This is a genomic window from Belnapia arida, from assembly GCF_016773205.1.
Taxonomy (GTDB): Bacteria; Pseudomonadota; Alphaproteobacteria; order Acetobacterales; family Acetobacteraceae; genus Belnapia; species Belnapia arida.
Genome location: NZ_JAETWB010000004.1, coordinates 125,487 through 141,176, shown reverse-complemented (window position 1 = coordinate 141,176; position 15,690 = coordinate 125,487). Strand labels below are relative to the sequence as shown.

The following is a 15,690-nucleotide window of genomic DNA, read 5'->3' as shown; positions in this document are numbered from 1 at the left end:
CATGCAGCAACGCCGCTTCCGCCTCGCCGTCCTGCTCGTTGCCCTGCTGCTGCTGCTGGCGCTCGGCCTCGGCACCAGCCTGTTGATCGACCGCCTGCACCGCACCGCGGAGCAGACGGCGCGGGAGACGGTGCAGCGCGTGACCCGCGTGGCCGAAAGCACCGTCAACCGGCATTTCCTGGCCGTGGACGGCATGCTGGCCGGGCTCCCGGCCCTGCTCAACCAGGTCGGAAGCAACGGCCGGATCGAGCAGGCGGCGGCCAACCGCATGCTGCGCGAGCTGAATTTCCAGAATTTCAGCTTCCGCGACCTGATGCTGGTGCTGCCGGATGGACGCCCATGGGCTGCGGCGCTGGCCGCCTCACGCAGCCGGCCACCACCGATCGAGCCGGCGGCGCTGGCCAGCGCGGCCGCGCTCGGCGCCGCCGTCATCAGCGGGCCGGCGCGCAACCCGCTGACAGGCGAGTGGTCGCTGATGTTCCTCCGCTCCACGGAGCTGCCCGGCATCGGCCCGGTGGTGGGGGTGGCCGAGGTGCCCGTCTCCCTGGTCGCCACCCTGCTCGCCCCGATCGGCGAGGTGCCGGGGCTGCGCATCTCGGTGGAGCGGTCGGATGGGCGGGTGCTCGCTTCCCTCCCGCATGACGAGACGCGCATGGGGCGGCCACTCGCCCGGCCCGCCACCACCCTGCCGGCGGATGGCAGCGCCGCCTTCGTCCCCGGCCGCTTCCAGAACGCGCCGGTCCTGGCCGCCGCCAAGCCGATCCTCTACCGCGACATGCATGTGGTGGCGAGCTACGACCAGGGCGCCGCCTTCGCCGCCTGGGAGCAGGACCGGCGGCGCCTCATCATCGTCGCCGCCAGCCTCGGCGTGCTGATGGCAGCGCTCGCGGCCGCGCTCTATCACGCGCTGCGCCAGCGCGAGCGGGTCGACGCCGAGCGGGCGCGGGCGCGGTCGGTGCTGGAAGGCGCGATCGAGACCATGCCCGACGGCTTCGTCATGTTCGATGCGGACGACCGGCTGGTGATCTGCAACCAGCGCTACCGCGAGCTCTATGCGGTCAGCGCGCCCTTCATCACCGTCGGCGCCAAATTCGAGGACATCATCCGCGAGGGCGCCCGGCGCGGCCAGTACCCACAGGCGGGCGAGGATATCGAGCGCTTCGTCACCGAGACCACCGCCTGGCACCGCGGCAACCACCCGAGCATCGAGCGGCTGCTCCCCGACGGGCGCTGGCTGATGGTCAGCGAGCGGCGGACCCCGGATGGCGGCACGGTCGGCATCCGCACCGACATCACTACGTTGAAGCGGGCGATGAGCGACCTCGCCCTGGCGCGCGACCAGTCGGCGGCGGCGACCGCGGCCAAGTCCCGCTTCCTCGCCCAGATGAGCCATGAGCTGCGTACCCCGCTGAACGGCGTGCTCGGCCTCGCCCAGGCCTTGGCGCGGGACCCCGCGCTGTCGGGCGAGCAGCGCGCCCGGGCACGGACGTTGGAGGAGGCGGGGCGTCACCTCGTCACCGTCGCCAACGACGTGCTCGACCTCGCCAAGGTGGAGGCGGGGCGGCTGGAGCTGCGGCTCGGCCCGACCCGCCTGGGCGAGCTGCTGGACAGCGCCGCAACGCTGGTCCGCCCGGCAGCGGAGGAGAAGCAGCTGACGCTCCGCGTCCAGGTCGCGGCGGAGCTGCCGCCCCTGGTCCAGGCCGACCAGACCCGGCTGCGCCAGCTGCTGCTCAACCTGCTCTCCAACGCGGTGAAGTTCACCCCCGCCGGCGGGCTGGTGGAACTGATCGCGCGGCTCGTCGGCCCCGCCGGCACGGATGGCCGCCGGCTGGTGCGGATCGAGGTGCGGGATACCGGGCCGGGCGTGCCGGAGGCGAAGCGCAAGGTCGTCTTCGGCGATTTCGTCCAGCTCGACCGCGGCGAGCGGGCGGGCGGCACCGGCCTCGGCCTCGCCATCGCCGCCGGCATCGCGGCACAGATGGAGGGCAGCATCGGCTGCACCGACAACCTCGCCTCGCCGAGCGGGCATGGCGCCGTCTTCTGGGTGGAGCTGCCGCTGCTGCCGCTTGCCATGCCCCAGGCCGAACCCGCCGAGCCGGCGGCGCCGGCGGCGGAGCAGCGGGCGCTCCGCGTGCTGGTGGCGGATGACGTGCCGGCCAACCTGGCGGTGGCGCGGGCGCTGCTGGAGTCGGGCGGGCACCGGGTGGACTGCGTCTCGGACGGCTCACTCGCCCTCGAGACACTGGCCAAGTCGGCGCCGGCCCGGCCCTACGATCTGGTGCTGATGGACGTGATGATGCCCGGCATGGACGGGTTGGAGGCGACGCGCCGCATCCGCCAGCTGCCGGCGCCGGGCGGGCAGGTGCCGATCCTCGCCGTCACCGCCAGCGCCTTCGCCGAGGACATCGCGGCCTGCCGCGCCGCCGGGATGAATGCGCATCTGGCGAAGCCGATCGAGCGGGACGCCCTGATAGCCGCGATCGGGCGGCTGACCGCTGGCGAGGACACCGCCCAGCCCGTCGCTTCGCCGCCCGCCGCCGCGGCCGCGGCGCAGCCGGAGCTGCCGCTGCTGACGCAGCGCGGGACGAACGGAAAGCTCACCATCCCCGGCCTCGACGAGGCGGCGGCGAGCCGGTTGGCGCCGGTCTTCCTCCAGGAAATCGCCGAGCAGACGCGGGTGCTGCGCGCCGCCGGGCCGGAGATGACGAGCGAGGCGATTGCCGCGGCGCACCGCCTGACCGGCTCAGCCGCGACGCTCGGCGCGAGCCGGCTGGCGGCGGCGGCGCGGCAGTTCCAGGCCGATGCGAAGCGGCTGCCGGCGGAGGAGGCAATGGCGCTCCGCGCCTCGGTCCTCGCCGTCGCCGACGAGACTCTGTCGGCGCTGGAAGCGGCACTCGGGCCGGAGCCGAGCGCCGCCCTCGCCTGAGGACGGCGCCCAGGGCCTGGGCAGCCTGCCCGTTGCGGCGCCAGCTTCAGGCCGCCGTGACCGATTCCGGCTTGGCACGCGCATTGCTGCTCATTCGGCGCCCAACGGAGCGCCGCATGACAGACCTCCCCAGCGGGATGCCGCCCGCCACGCGCGACCTGGCCGGCTATGGCCGCACCCCGCCCGATCCGCGTTGGCCAGGCGGCGCCCGCCTTGCCCTCTCCTTCGTCGTCAATGTCGAAGAAGGGGCGGAGCTCTCCATGGCCAGCGGCGACGAGCGGAACGAGCGCGTGCCGGAGAGCCACCAGCTGGTCGAGGGCCACCCCGATCCCTGCATGGAGACGCATTTCGCCTATGGCTCGCGGGTTGGGATCTGGCGGATCCTTGACCTGTTCGACCGCTTCGGGGTGAAGGCGACCTTCTCCTGCTGCGGCCGCGCCGTCGCGGCGACGCCGGCGCTGGCCGCGGCTCCGGCTACCGCCGGACATGAGGTCAGCGCCCATGGCTGGCGCTGGGAGATGCTGGCCGGCATGCCCGAGGCACAGGAGCGGGCCGTCATCGCCGCGACGGTGGAGACGCTGGCAAGGGCCGCCGGCACCCGCCCGGTCGGCTGGCACACCAAATCGGCGCCCTCGGTCAATACGCGGCGGTTGCTGATCGAGGGGGGCGGCTTCCTCTATGACTCGGACGCCTATGATGACGACCTGCCGCGGCTGGTCGAAGTTGCCGGGCGGCCGCATGTCATCCTGCCCTACAGCTTCGACACCAACGACATGCGCTTCGCCCCGGGCCAGGGCTTCGTCCAGGCGCGGGACTTCGCCGAATACTGCATCGGCGCCTTCGACTGGCTGATGCAGGAGGCAGCGCACCAGCCGCGGATGATGTCGGTCGGGCTGCACCTCAGGACCATCGGCAAGCCGGGCCGCATCCGCGGATTGGAGATGCTGCTGGAGCACGTCACCCGGCAGCCCGGCGCCTGGATCGCCCGGCGGATGGACATCGCGCGGCATTGGCGGGTCCGGATGGGGCTGCCGGCATGATGCAGGAGAACCCGGTGGCACGGCGGCTGGAGCCGGCGGTGCGCCTTGTTGCCATCATCGGCGGCTGGTGGCTGCTCGGCCTCGCCTTCCTCACCTGCGCCGAGATCCTCTGCCGCAAGCTGCTGAGCATCTCGCTCCAGGGCGTGGACGAGATCGGCGCCTATACGCTGGCCGTCTTCTCGACGCTCAGCTTCGCCCATGCGCTGCTGATGAAGTCCCATACCCGGGTCGATTTCCTGCTGGCGCATCTGCCGGGGCCGCTGCGGGCGCTGCTGAACGCGCTCGCCTATGTGCTGCTCGCGGCGCTCGCGGTCTTCGCCGCCTGGCGCGGCTGGTGGGTGCTGGAGGAAAGCATCGAGTTTCAGAGCCACGCCAATTCGCCGCTCGGCACGCCGATGTGGCTGCCGCAGGGGCTGTGGCTGGTGGGGCTGGTCGCCTTCGCCATCACCGCGACGGCGCTGGCGCTGCATGCCGCCTGGCTGATGCTGACCGACTGGCGGCGGGTGAACCGGCTCTATGGCCCCATGACCATCGATGAGGAGGTAGAGACCGAGGCCGGCGCCATCCTCGCGCGCGGCCCGGTCGAGGAGTTCAAGGCATGATCGGCGTCGGCGAGGCGGCGATCGGCTTCGGCATCCTGGTGGCGCTGCTCTTCCTCGGCCTGCATGTGGCGACCGCGATGTTCCTCACCGCCGTGCTCGGCGCCTCCCTCTACCTCTCCCCGGCGCTTGTCGACTCGCTCGGCACCCAGCTTTGGGCCTCGATGGAGGACTACGTCCTTCTCTCCATCCCGCTCTATATCCTGCTCGGCGAGATCCTGGTGCGCAGCGGCAGCACGGACCGGCTCTACCGCAGCCTGGCAGACTGGCTGAACATCCTGCCCGGCGGGCTGCTGCACACCAATATCGCGGCCTCGGCCATTTTCTCGGCCGTCTCCGGCTCTTCCGTGGCGACGGCGGCGACCGTTTCCACCGTCGCGCTGCCGAGCTTCCGGACCCGCAAATACGACGAGCGGCTGGTGCTCGGCTCCATCGCCGCCGGCGCCTCGCTCGGCAACCTGATCCCGCCGGGGATCGCGCTGATCGTCTATGGCGCGATGACCAATACTTCGGTCGGGCAGCTCTACGCGGCGGCGGTGGTGCCAGGGATCGTCATGACACTTCTTTTCATGGCGACCATCATCCTGATGGCCCTGCTGAAGCCGGAGTGGATCCGCCAGCAGGAGGCGAAGGATCGGCTGGCGGTGCGGCTGCGGCGACTGGTCGACATCCTGCCGCCGCTCCTCATCTTCGCCATCATCATGGGCAGCATCTACAGCGGCTGGGCCACGGTGACCGAGAGCGCGGCCCTGGCCTGCGTCGCGGCGCTGCCGATCGCGGCGCTCTATGGCCGGCTCAGCATCGCCATGCTGCACGACTGCTTCACCGCGACGGCGACGCTGACGGCGATGAGCCTGCTGATCCTCGCCGTCGCCTTCTACCTCAATTTCGTGCTCGGCTTGCTCGGCGTCACGCCCGCGCTCGGCGCCTTCGTGACGCAGATCGGCGTGACACCGCTCGGCCTCATCCTGGCGCTGACGGTCTTCTACCTGCTGCTCGGCGTCTTCTTCGAGACCTTGCCGATGCTGGTCGGCACCGTGCCCGTCGTCTTCCCGGTGATCGTTGCCGCGGGCATCGACCCGGTCTGGTTCGGCGTCTTCATCGTGCTGATGTGCGAGATCTCCCTCATCAGCCCGCCGGTCGGGATGACGCTCTACGTCATCCAGGCAGTGCGGAAGGAGGGGACCATCGCCCAGGTCTTCGAGGGCACCATCCCCTTTTTCCTGGCCATGGTGGTGATGACGGCCCTCCTCATCGCCTTCCCCCGGATGGCGACCTGGCTGCCGAAGCTGACCTACGGATGACCGTCCGCAACCCCAACGGAGCACCCATGACCCGCATCCTCGCCCTGACCGCCGCGCTGCTCTGCGTCGCCGCCCTCCCCGCCCCCGCGCAGCAGATCCCGCTGCGCGCCGTCGGGCATTTCTCGCAGAACACCAAGCAGATCGAGATCGAGCGCGCCTTCTATGCGCGGCTGCCCCAGGCGACAGGGATGAACCTCGCCGTCAGCTTCAACCCGATGGACCAGATCGGCGTGCAGGCGGCGGATGCGCTGCGCCATCTCCGCAGCGGCGCCTTCGACGTCATGGCGGTGCTGATCGGCCAGGTGGCGCGGGACGAGCCCTTCTTCGACGGGCTCGACCTCATCGGCGTCTCGACCAACATCGACGACCTGCAGAAGGCGGTGGAGGCCGGGCGCGAGACCTTCGACCGGCGCCTGCAGGAGCGCTTCAATGGCCGCGTCATGGCGCTCTGGCCCTTCGGACCGCAATACTTCTTCTGCAACAGCCCCGTCCGCAGCGTGGCCGACCTGCGCGGGCTGAAGGTGCGGAGCTACACGCCCAGCATGACGGCGCTGGTGCAGCATTTCGGCGCCATTCCCGTCACGCTGCAATTCTCCGAGGTTTATCCTTCGCTCCAGCGCGGGCTCGTCACTTGCGGCATCACCTCCGCCGTCTCCGCCTATGCCGGCAACTGGGGCGAGGTGACGACGCATGTGCTGCCGCTTTCCGTCGCGGGCGGCATCCAGGGGCATTTCATGAGCAATGCCGCTTGGCGCCGCTTCACGCCGGAGCAGCAGGCGGCGCTGGCCGCCGCCTTCAAGGGGCTGGAGGCGGAGATGTGGCGCTTCGCCCAGGTGAGCGATGCGCAGTCGCTGGCCTGCCTCGCCGGCAAGCCGGAATGCCCGGAGCGCAAGTTCGGCGCCGTCATCAGCGCCGTGCCGCCCGAGGACGATGCGCGGGTGCGGGAGGCGGTGAGCAGCGTGGTGCTGCCCACTTTCCGCGACAGCTGCAACCGCGTCTGGACCGAATGCGCCGCGGCCTGGAACCGGACGGTTGGCGCGGCGCGGGGCTATACGATCCCCTGAGCCCTACCGCCCCTTGAACTGCGGCGGGCGGCGTTCGCGGAAGGCGGCGACGCCTTCCTGGAAATCCTCCGAGTTGCGGATGCCGTTCAGCCGCTGGCCCTGCAGGGCCCATTGCTCGGAGGGGCCGCGCGGCAGGATGTCGTCCAGCACCATCCGCTTGATGGCGCCGGTGACCATCGGCGCGAAGCCGGCCATCTCCTTGCCCCACTCGACCGCCTTCGCCAGTGCGCCGCCATCCGGCACCACCTCGTTGACGAGGCCGACGCGCTCCGACTTCGCCGCGTCGAAGGTGCGGCAGAGCAGGGTCAGCTCCATGGCGAATTTATGCGGGATGCGGGAGGGGAGTGCGGCAATCATCCCGCCCGTCAACCCGAGCTTCGCCTCCGGATAGTAGAATTTCGCCGAGGTCCCGCAGACGGCGAGGTCGGCCATCATGGCGAGGACCAGCGCGCCGCCGATGCACCAGCCCTCCACCGCGCAGATCAGCGGCTTGTCGGTCTGCCAGCCGACATTGGGGACGGCACGCCAGAGCTCCGGCGGCTCCCCCACATCAGCGCCGAAGGAGAAAGCCTTCTCGCCCATCCCCGTCAGCACCGCCACCCGCTGGTCGGAGGTGGCGAAGTCCTGCATCGCCGCCTGGATCTCCTCGGCCATGAGCCGGGTGATGGCGTTGCCCTTGTCCGGCCGGTTGAGCGCGACGATGCGCACCGGGCCGTCGTCCCAGGCCTTGATGTGTTCGAAGCTCATTCCACTTTCGCTCCCGTGCGGCGCACCGCCTCTCCGAAGATCGCCCGGTCCCGCTGGATGCGGTTGGCGAAGGCCTCGCCCGCCTCGAGCTGCGGACGGAGGCCGACCGGCGCCATGGCCCGCGCCACCTCCGGCAGGGCCAGCACCCGCTCCAGCGCCCCGACCAGCCGCGCCACCAGCTCCGGCGGCATTCCCGCCGGCCCGGCCAGGCCGAAGAAGGCGAGGCCGCCCTCGCCGTAGAGGCCGAGCTCGCGCAGCGTCGGCAGCTCGGGCAGTTCCGGGCTCCGCGTCCCGCCGGTGGTGGCGAGGCCGATCAGGCGCCCGTCCTTCACCGGCGGCGTGGCGACCGGGTCGAATTGCAGTTCCACATCACCGGCCAGCAACGCGGTCAGCGCCGGGGCGGAGCCGCGATAAGGGACATGCTCCAGCCGGATGCCGGCCGCATGGGCGAAGATCTCGCCTGTCATCTGGGTGATGGTGCCGTTGCCGGCGGAGCTGAAGCGCAGCTTGCCGGGATTGGCCTTGGCAAAGGCAACCAGCGCCCTGATGTCCCGCACCGGCACCGAGGGGTGCATCGCCACCACGCCATCCGAGATGGCCAGCATGGCGATGGGGGTGAAGTCCCGCTGCGGGTCATAGGGCAGGCGCATCATATGCGGGCTGATGGTCAGCACCGCGGTCGGCCAGACCAGCAGGGTCAGCCCATCGGGTCTCGCCTGCGCCACCATGGCCGCGCCGATCGAGCCTCCGGCCCCACCGCGATTCTCGATCAGCACCGGCTGGCCCAGCGCCTCCGCCAGCGGCTGCTGGATCGGCCGCGCGACGTTGTCGCTGCTGCCGCCGGGGGGATAGGGGACGATGAGCGTGATCGCCCGCCCGCCCTGCGCAAGCGCCGGCGCGGCGAGCAGCGGGCTGGCGAGCAGCAGCCGGCGCGCGAGGCGCGGCGTGGTGCCTGGATGGGCCATGGGTCGGCTCCGTTTCCTCCGCCGCCAGCTTGGCATGGCCCCGGGGCGCTGGGTAGCGCCCTACCCCCTCATCTTGGCTGTGGAACCGTGATACCCACATGCATCATGGTGAAAGACAATGTTTCCCTGACCCCACGCGGGCGGATCTATGACAGCGTGCTGGAGATCGTCGGCGGCACTCCGCTGGTGCGGCTGCCGCGGCTGAAGGCAGCCGAGGGCCTCGGCGCCGACATCGCGCTCAAGCTGGAATTCTTCAACCCGCTTGGCTCGGTGAAGGACCGCATCGGCCTTGCCATGGTCGAGGCGGCCGAGCGCGAGGGGCTGATTTCCCCCGGCCGCTCCACGCTGGTGGAGCCGACCTCGGGCAATACCGGCATCGCGCTGGCTTTCGTCGCCGCCGCCAAGGGCTACCGGCTGATCGTCGTCATGCCGGACGGCGCCAGCATCGAGCGGCGCAAGATGATGCGGCTGATGGGCGCCGAACTGGAGCTGACCCCGGCCCGCCGCGGCATGGCGGGCGCCATCGCGCGGGCCGAGGCCATCCTCGCCGCGACGCCGGGCGCCTGGATGCCGAAGCAGTTCGACAACCCCGCCAATCCCGCCATCCATGCGGCCACCACGGCGGAGGAGATCTGGGCCGATACCGATGGCGCCGTCGATGCCGTCATCGGCGGGCTCGGCACGGGCGGGACGCTGACCGGCATCGCCCGGGCGCTGAAGCCGCGCAAGACCGGCCTCCGCATCATCGGGGTGGAACCGGCCGAGAGCGCGGTGCTCTCGGGCGACGAGCCTGGGCCGCATGGCATCCAGGGCATCGGCGCCGGGTTCAAGCCGGCGGTGCTGGAACTCGACCGGCTCGACGGCGTGATGCGCGTCGCCGAGCGGGAGGCGATCGCCGCCGCCCGCCGCTGCGCGCAGCTCGAGGGGCTGCCGGTCGGCATCTCCTCCGGCGCCATGCTGCATGCGGCGGTGCAGGTGGCGCGGGAGATGCGCGGCGGGCTGGTGGTCGGCATCGCCCCCTCCTTCGCCGAGCGCTACCTGTCGACGGAGCTCTTCGCCGGTCTATGATGGCGGCATAGCCAGGAGCGCACGCCATGCCGCATGACGGCCATCACAGCCACGATATGCCCCCGGATGACGGGTGGAAGCATACCGGCGTCCGGGTGATCCCCGGCGACCAGCTCGACACCAACACGGCGCAGACCCCGGGAATGAACCGCGCCGCGGCCATCAACGCGGCCCGCGTCGGCGCGCAGAAGATTTGGGCCGGTACGGTCCATATCCACCCGAATGCGAAGACGGGCGCCCACCATCACGGCGCGCTGGAGAGCGTGATCTACATCGTCTCCGGCCGCGCCCGCATGCGCTGGGGTGAGAAGCTGGAATTCGTCGCGGAAGCCGGACCGGGCGACTTCATCTTCGTGCCGCCCTATGTGCCGCACCAGGAGATCAATGCCAGCACCGACGAGACGCTGCGCTGCGTGCTGGTGCGCTCGGACAACGAGGCGGTGGTGGTCAACCTCGACATCGAGCCGGTCGAGAAGCCGGAGCAGGTGCTCTGGATCGACCCGATCCACAAGAACGGCGGCATGTGAAGCAGGTTGGGCGGGGGAGGCTCCCCCGCCCTTCCGGCTCAGTTCTTCGCCTTGTCGACCAGGGCGTTCTTCTTGATCCAGGGCATCATGGCGCGCAGCTTCTCGCCCACGTCCTCGATCTGGTGCTCGGCGAGCTTGCGGCGGGTCGCCTTGAAGCTGGCCTGGTTCACCCGGTTCTCCAGCATCCAGTCGCGGGCGAATTTGCCGGTCTGAATGTCGTTGAGCACGCGCTTCATCTCGGCCTTGGTCTCGGCGGTGATGATGCGGGGCCCCGTCACGTACTCGCCGTATTCGGCGGTGTTGGAGATCGAGTAGTTCATGTTGGCGATGCCGCCCTCATAGATGAGGTCGACGATCAGCTTCACCTCGTGCAGGCACTCGAAATAGGCCATCTCCGGGGCATAGCCTGCCTCGACCAGCGTCTCGAAGCCGGCCTTGATCAGCTCGACCAGGCCGCCGCAGAGCACGGTCTGCTCGCCGAAGAGGTCGGTCTCGCACTCCTCCTTGAAGGTCGTCTCGATCACGCCGGCGCGGCCGCCGCCGATGGCCGAAGCATAGGAGAGCGCGATCTCGAGGCCGTTGCCCGAGGGGTTCTGCGCGAGTGCCACCAAGCAGGGCACGCCGCCGCCGCGCTGGTACTCGGAGCGGACGGTGTGGCCCGGGCCCTTCGGCGCGATCATGAACACGTCGAGGTCGGGGCGCGGATCGAGCAGGTTGAAGTGGACGTTCAGGCCGTGCGCGAAGGCCAGCGCGGCGCCCTCCTTCATGTTCGGGCCGAGCGCCTCGCGGTAGAGGTCGCCCTGCAGCTCGTCCGGCGTGAGGACCATGACGACGTCGGCCCACTTGGCCGCATCGGCCGGGGACATGACCTTGAAGCCGGCGCCCTCGGCCTTCTTCCAGGAACCGCCCTGGCGCACGCCGATCGCCACGTCGGCGACGCCGCTGTCGCGCAGGTTCATCGCATGCGCATGGCCCTGGCTGCCGAAGCCGATGATCGCAACCCGCTTGGCCTTGATCAGGTTCACATCCGCATCGCGGTCGTAATACACGCGCATGATCGCGCTCCTCCTCACTGCAACGAAAAAAGAATCAGGCCTCGAAACCGCCGGGCCCACGGGCGATGGCGACGACGCCGGTGCGCGACACCTCGGCGAGGCCGATCGGCCGCATCAGCGCGATGAAGGCATCGAGCTTCTCGCCCGCTCCCGTCATCTCGAAGACGAAGCTCTCGATGGTCGCATCCACCACTCGGGCGCGGAAGGCATCCGCGAGGCGCAGCGCCTCCATCCGCGCCTCGCCCTTGCCGACGACCTTGATGAGCGCCAGCTCGCGCGCGATATGCGGGCCCTCCAGCGTCAGGTCGCTCACCTTGTGCACCGGCACCAGCCGGTCGAGCTGCGCCTTGATCTGTTCGATCACCATGTCGGTGCCCGAGGTGACGATGGTGATGCGCGACAGGCGCCTGTCGGCATCGACCGGGGCGACGGTCAGGCTCTCGATGTTGTAGCCGCGGCCGGAGAAGAGGCCGACGACGCGCGCCAGGATGCCGGCCTCGTTCTCGACGAGCACGGCAATGGTCGCGTTGCGGAGCGTGGTTTCCAGGGAATCAGGCATCGGTGAGCCAAGGGCAGGAGGGCGCGCGGGGCGTAGCCGCCCCGGGACGGATCGGCAAGTGCGGCGCGGTCAGACGAGGACCTTGCCCTCATCCGTCACGCCGGTGACGCCACCCTTCTGGCCGGGGGCCAGGATCATCTCGTTATGCGCCGCACCCGAGGGGATCATCGGGAAGCAGTTCTCGTCCTTGGCAACGGCGATGTCGGCGATGACCGGGCCGGGATGCGCGATCATCTCGCGGATCGCATCGTCGAGCTGGCTCGCCTCCGTCACCCGCATGCCGCGGGCATGGAAGGCCTCGGCGAGGCGGACGAAATCCGGCAGCGCCTCGGAATAGCTTTCCGAGTAGCGGCTGCCATGCAGCAGCTCCTGCCACTGCCGCACCATGCCCATGTACTCGTTGTTCAGGATGAAAACCTTCACCGGCAGGCGGTACTGCGCCAGCGTCCCCATTTCCTGGATGTTCATCAGGATGCTGGCCTCGCCGGCGATGTCGATGACGAGCGCATCGGGGTGGGCGATCTGCACGCCCATCGCCGCCGGCAAGCCGTAGCCCATGGTGCCGAGCCCGCCCGAGGTCATCCAGCGGTTCGGCTTCTGGAAGCCGAAATACTGCGCCGCCCACATCTGGTGCTGGCCGACCTCGGTGGTGATGAAGGTCTCGCGCCCCATTTCGCGGGTGATCTCGTAGAGGCGCTTCACCGCATGCTGCGGCTTGATGATGCTGCCTTCCTGCCGGTACTGCAGGCAGCCCGTGCCGCGCCAGCCATCGATGGCACGCCACCACTCGGCGATGGCCGCCCGGTCCTGCGGCTGCTCGTCGGCCTGCCAGCACTCGATCAGCGCCTTCAGCACCGCGCCGGCATCGCCGACGATCGCCACGTCGACCTTGACGTTCTTGTTGATGGACGACGGGTCGATATCGGCGTGGATCTTCTTCGAGTTCGGCGAGAAGGCGTTCAGCCGCCCCGTCACCCGGTCGTCGAAGCGGGCGCCGATGTTCAGCATGACGTCGCAGCCATGCATGGCGAGGTTCGCCTCATAGGTCCCGTGCATCCCCAGCATGCCGAGGAACTGCGGATCCTCCGCCGGGAAGGCGCCGAGCCCCATCAGCGTGTTGGTGCAAGGCATGCGCGTCATGTGGACGAATTCGTTGAGCAGGCGCGAGGCCTCCGGCCCGGCATTGATGACGCCGCCGCCGGCATAGACGATAGGCCGCCGCGCGCCCTTCAGCAGCCGCACCGCGGCGCGGATGCTTGCCATGTCGGGCTCGGTCTGCGGCCGGTAGCTGCGGTGCGGGGCCTGCGGCGCCTCGCTGTACGGCCCCTTGCCGATCAGGATGTCCTTCGGCAGGTCGATCACCACCGGGCCGGGCCGGCCGGACTTCGCCACGTAGAAGGCCTCGTGGACCGTGCCCGCGAGCTTCCGGATGTCCTTGACCAGGTAGTTGTGCTTGGTCGCCGGCCGGGTGATGCCGGTGGTATCCGCCTCCTGGAAGGCGTCGTTGCCGATGAGGTGTGTCGGCACCTGCCCGGTCAGGCAGATCACCGGGATGCTGTCCATCAGCGCATCGACGAGGCCGGTGACGGCATTGGTCGCGCCGGGCCCGCTCGTCACCAGCACCACGCCGACCTTGCCGGTGGAGCGGGCATAGCCCTCCGCGGCATGCACCGCCGCCTGCTCGTGCCGCACCAGGATGTGGCGGATGGCGTTCTGCTGGAACAGCGCATCGTAGAGCGGCAATACGGCGCCGCCGGGATAGCCGAAGATGACCTCGACGCCATTGTCCTTCAGCGCCTGAAGGACGATCTCCGCACCGGTCATGGTGCGGGTCTCGGCGGTCTGCAGGGTGGCGGACATGGCGGACTCCTCGAAGACACATCGCCCCGCCGGGTTGGACCCCGGGTCGCGGCGGAGCGGGAGGCTTAGACCCCTCCTCCGGGTTGGTCAACGCCGCTTCTCAACAAATGCGAAGATTTCTGCCGATTTGCTTTCCTGAAATTGCGCGTGGCCCGTCATGCGCGCATGGATGATATGCGTCTCGCTCGGGGCGGCCAATTCATGGTGGCGGAACCAGGTCGCCTGCCGCTTGGTGTACTGCCCGGTGTTGAGGATGGCCCGCTCCCGCGCCGCCTCCGGTGCCATGGCGCCGCGCAGCACGGCGGCCAGTTCCGGCACGCCGTGGGCGCGCATTGCCGGCAAGACAGGGTCAAGGTCCTGGGTGAGCAGGGCCTGCACCTCCTCCATCGCCCCGCCTGCCAGCATCGCATCGAACCGGGTGGCGATGGCGGCCCGCAGCACATCCCGCGGCGGGTCGAGGCGGATGGCGGCGACGCGCCAGGGCGCCGGCCCGGTCTGCGGCGCTTCCCGCTGCCAGGCGGCGAGGCCACGCCCGGTGCCGATGAGCACCTCATAGGCCCGGGCGATGCGCTGGCTGTCGCCGGGGCGGAGCAGGGCCGCCGTCCCCGCATCGAGCCGCGCATGCAGGGCGGGCGCGCCGAGCGCCGCAAGCAGCGCCCGCGCCTCCGCCCGCGCCTGGGCCGGAACGGGCGGGATGGCGGAGAGCCCCTCGGTCAGCGAGAGGAAGTAGAGCCCCGTCCCACCGCAGAGGATGGGAAACTCCGCACGCCCCATCTCGGCCAGCGCCGCCTCGCGCCACCAGGCGACGCTCGCCGCCTCCGCCGCCGGGCGGATGCCGTAGAGCCGGTGCGGCACCAGCGCCTCCTCCTCCGGCGTCGGCCGCGCGGTCAGCACGCGGAGCTCGCGGTAGAGCTGCATGGAATCGGCATTGATGACGGTGCCGCCGAAACGCTGCGCAAGAGCCAGGGCCAGGGCCGACTTCCCGCTCGCCGTCGGCCCGGCGAGGAGCAGCGCAAGCCGCCGTTGCGTCATGACGCCAGCCCCGGCATATCCCGCGCCGCATGTCCCATGTCCTGACCCTGGTGGCCCCCGCCGGCTGCCTTGCCGCCACCACCCTCGCCCGCCTCCGCGCCGCGCTTGCCGATCTCGGCGCCGATGCCGGCACGCCGGACTGGCTCGCCCCGGAGGAGGCGGCCGACATCCCCTTCGCCGGCCTCTCGCCGGAGCAGGCGACCGCCGCCGCCCGCGCCACGCTGGAGGATGCGCCGGTCGATGCCATCGCCCTCCCCGCCGAGGGCCGCCGCAAGCGCCTGCTGCTGGCCGACATGGACAGCACCATCGTCACCAGCGAGACGCTGGACGAGCTGGCGGCCTTCGCCGGGCTGAAGGACCGCATCGCCGCCATCACCCGCCGCTCGATGAATGGCGAGCTGGATTTCCGGGAGGCGCTGGCGGAGCGCGTCGGCCTGCTCGCCGGCCTCGATGCCGCCGCACTGGAAGAGACCTGGAAGTCGACCGAGATCACCCCGGGCGCCCAGGCGCTGGTCGCCACCATGCGGGCGCATGGGGCGCATTGCGCCATCGTCTCCGGCGGCTTCACCTTCTTCACGGGACGGGTGGCGGAGAGGCTCGGCTTCCATGCCCACTACTCCAACACCCTCGGCGTGGCGGATGGCAAGCTGACCGGGATGGTGGAGGAGCCGATCCTCGACCGCGACGCCAAGCTGGCGACGCTGAAGCGCCTCTCGGCCGAGCACGGCCTGCCGCTCTCCGATGCGTTGACGGTGGGCGATGGGGCGAATGACCTCGCCATGCTGCAGGCCGCCGGCCTCGGCATCGCCTTCCGGGCCAAGCCGGTGGTCGCGGCCGCGGCGCGGGCCCGGGTGGATCATGCCGACCTCCGCGCCCTGCTCTTCGCCCAGGGTTACCGGGCCGAGGAGATCGCCGCGGCATAGCGCTTGCCTCACCGGGCGCGG

The 15,690-nt window shown here is 70.5% G+C and carries 14 protein-coding genes; 8 read left to right on the top strand and 6 right to left on the bottom strand.

Translation table 11 applies throughout. The features are described from left to right. The first annotated feature begins 1 nt into the window (after window position 1). From JMJ56_RS12360 to JMJ56_RS12340, 5 genes are all read left to right on the top strand, one after another. Entirely contained in the window at window positions 2–2,926 is a 2,925-nt protein-coding gene (locus JMJ56_RS12360; protein WP_202832075.1) for a PAS-domain containing protein, read from the top strand. Between the two features lie 116 nt (window positions 2,927–3,042). After that, entirely contained in the window at window positions 3,043–3,966 is a 924-nt protein-coding gene (locus tag JMJ56_RS12355) for a polysaccharide deacetylase family protein (RefSeq protein WP_236037696.1), read from the top strand. Continuing rightward, window positions 3,963–4,568: a TRAP transporter small permease subunit gene (locus tag JMJ56_RS12350; RefSeq protein WP_202832074.1), complete on the top strand. Its 606-nt coding sequence runs from the start codon at window positions 3,963–3,965 to the stop codon at window positions 4,566–4,568. Before JMJ56_RS12355 ends, JMJ56_RS12350 begins: the two co-directional genes overlap by 4 nt. Then, window positions 4,565–5,869, top strand: a complete 1,305-nt coding sequence (locus JMJ56_RS12345; RefSeq protein ID WP_202832073.1) for a TRAP transporter large permease — start codon at window positions 4,565–4,567, stop codon at window positions 5,867–5,869. Before JMJ56_RS12350 ends, JMJ56_RS12345 begins: the two co-directional genes overlap by 4 nt. A 26-nt stretch (window positions 5,870–5,895) precedes the next feature. After that, the gene (locus tag JMJ56_RS12340) at window positions 5,896–6,933 is read left to right on the top strand and encodes a TRAP transporter substrate-binding protein (protein ID WP_202832072.1); all 1,038 of its coding nucleotides are present in this window, start codon (window positions 5,896–5,898) and stop codon (window positions 6,931–6,933) included. 3 nt (window positions 6,934–6,936) lie between these two features. Here the strand turns inward: JMJ56_RS12340 and JMJ56_RS12335 are convergent, their stop codons facing one another. Further along, on the bottom strand, window positions 6,937–7,680 hold the full coding sequence (locus tag JMJ56_RS12335; RefSeq protein ID WP_202832071.1) for an enoyl-CoA hydratase/isomerase family protein: 744 nt from the start codon (window positions 7,678–7,680) through the stop codon (window positions 6,937–6,939). Next, entirely contained in the window at window positions 7,677–8,645 is a 969-nt protein-coding gene (locus tag JMJ56_RS12330) for a tripartite tricarboxylate transporter substrate binding protein (RefSeq protein WP_202832070.1), read from the bottom strand. The genes JMJ56_RS12335 and JMJ56_RS12330 overlap by 4 nt, the downstream gene beginning before the upstream one ends. Before the next feature lie 105 nt (window positions 8,646–8,750). Here JMJ56_RS12330 and cysK point away from each other — a divergent pair, with 105 nt between their 5' ends. Further along, window positions 8,751–9,713, top strand: a complete 963-nt coding sequence (cysK, locus tag JMJ56_RS12325) for a cysteine synthase A (protein ID WP_202832069.1) — start codon at window positions 8,751–8,753, stop codon at window positions 9,711–9,713. 26 nt (window positions 9,714–9,739) lie between these two features. After that, on the top strand, window positions 9,740–10,240 hold the full coding sequence (locus JMJ56_RS12320) for a cupin domain-containing protein (RefSeq protein WP_202832068.1): 501 nt from the start codon (window positions 9,740–9,742) through the stop codon (window positions 10,238–10,240). A gap of 38 nt (window positions 10,241–10,278) precedes the next feature. Here the strand turns inward: JMJ56_RS12320 and ilvC are convergent, their stop codons facing one another. The 4 genes from ilvC to miaA all read right to left on the bottom strand — a co-directional run bounded on the left by ilvC (window position 10,279) and on the right by miaA (window position 14,746). Beyond that, window positions 10,279–11,295 (bottom strand): ketol-acid reductoisomerase, encoded by a 1,017-nt coding sequence (gene ilvC / locus JMJ56_RS12315; protein ID WP_202832067.1) that lies wholly within the window; start codon window positions 11,293–11,295, stop codon window positions 10,279–10,281. A 34-nt stretch (window positions 11,296–11,329) separates the two neighbouring features. After that, the gene (gene ilvN, locus JMJ56_RS12310; protein ID WP_202832066.1) at window positions 11,330–11,854 is read right to left on the bottom strand and encodes an acetolactate synthase small subunit; all 525 of its coding nucleotides are present in this window, start codon (window positions 11,852–11,854) and stop codon (window positions 11,330–11,332) included. Window positions 11,855–11,923: 69 nt separating this feature from the next. Beyond that, a complete protein-coding gene (locus tag JMJ56_RS12305) occupies window positions 11,924–13,714 on the bottom strand; it encodes an acetolactate synthase 3 large subunit (protein ID WP_202832065.1) in 1,791 nt (596 codons plus the stop codon). An 87-nt stretch (window positions 13,715–13,801) separates the two neighbouring features. Then, entirely contained in the window at window positions 13,802–14,746 is a 945-nt protein-coding gene (gene miaA / locus JMJ56_RS12300) for a tRNA (adenosine(37)-N6)-dimethylallyltransferase MiaA (protein ID WP_202832064.1), read from the bottom strand. Between the two features lie 29 nt (window positions 14,747–14,775). On the opposite strand from miaA, the gene serB reads away from it, so the two are divergent. After that, window positions 14,776–15,669: a phosphoserine phosphatase SerB gene (serB, locus tag JMJ56_RS12295; RefSeq protein ID WP_202832063.1), complete on the top strand. Its 894-nt coding sequence runs from the start codon at window positions 14,776–14,778 to the stop codon at window positions 15,667–15,669. The last annotated feature ends 21 nt before the right edge of the window (window positions 15,670–15,690 follow it).